This is a genomic window from Companilactobacillus mindensis DSM 14500, from assembly GCF_001434275.1.
In the GTDB taxonomy this organism is placed as follows: Bacteria; Bacillota; Bacilli; order Lactobacillales; family Lactobacillaceae; genus Companilactobacillus; species Companilactobacillus mindensis.
Genome location: NZ_AZEZ01000059.1, coordinates 1 through 1,095 on the forward strand (window position 1 = coordinate 1; position 1,095 = coordinate 1,095).

The 1,095-nt window shown below is 41.3% G+C and carries 1 protein-coding gene; it reads right to left on the bottom strand.

The annotated features are described in order from the left end of the window. Window positions 1-9 precede the first annotated feature (9 nt). Window positions 10-996, bottom strand: coding sequence for an IS30 family transposase (locus FD29_RS05545; protein WP_186810620.1), 987 nt, complete (start codon window positions 994-996; stop codon window positions 10-12). Between the last annotated feature and the right edge of the window lie 99 nt (window positions 997-1,095).

The following is a 1,095-nucleotide window of genomic DNA, read 5'->3' on the forward strand; positions in this document are numbered from 1 at the left end:
GGCGAATTGTCAAACTAAGTGCAACGGTTTGTCAAAAAATACTTCATATGGGGTTTCATAGTTTAACACTTTGCGAGGACGTTGATTTAACTGCTTTTGGCAGTGTTCAACGTCCTGTTCTGTATAATTATCAATATCTGTTCGCTTGGGAAAATATTCCCGGATTAATCCATTTGTATTCTCATTTGTTCCACGCTGTTCAGGCGAATATGGATCGGGCCAATAGACAGTAACACCTAACCTTTCGCTGATTTCATCAAGATGAAGAAATTCGGTCCCATGATCTGGTGTAATAGAATGAACAAATTCTTTAGGAATGGCCCCTAACAGTTCAACTAAGCCTTTATTTATCTCCTGCGAGTCCTTTTGCACAACCTTTTTGATAAGCGTAAGCCGACTAAGCCGATCGACAACCGTTAAAAGGATGGAGTGACCCGTTCGACCAATCACAGTATCAATTTCCCAGTCACCTATACGTTGACGCTGGTTGATAAAACCAGGGCGCTCATGGATCGAGATATAGTCGGTCTGTACTTCTCGATGTCGTCTAGTATTCTTTGAATGCCGAGTCCGATGTTTATGTCTGAGATGGCGCTGAATACCGGTATCACCACGTGAGGAGTACTTCTCACCTAAATTGTGTTGATAGATATGACGGTAAATTGTGTTGTAGCTAACACACCATTGATGTTCCTTATTAAAGCGAGCGGTAATCTGCTCTGGTGACCAGTGCAGATCTAAGATGTAATGAACAATTTGACGGCGTAATTGTGGATGGCTGTCTAATAGCCGCTTCTTGTGACAATTCTGCCGCTTTTGATGATAGTCATTATCTGCTTTGCTTGGGGAATAATTACCTGCACAACGTTTTAACTCCCGTGAAATAGTGCTTGGATTTCGCCCCAGCCGTAACGCAACAGCCCGGATAGATAACCGCTTAGCTCGTAAAAACATAAGTATTTCACGTTCTTTTATAGTAAGATGTTTATAGCTCATACCGGATACCTCGAATTGTTTGATTTGGTCGTTAAACATATTCTACCCGGTATGGGTTTATTTTTTTACTTTGTGTTGCATTTCAATTGTAAATTCGCC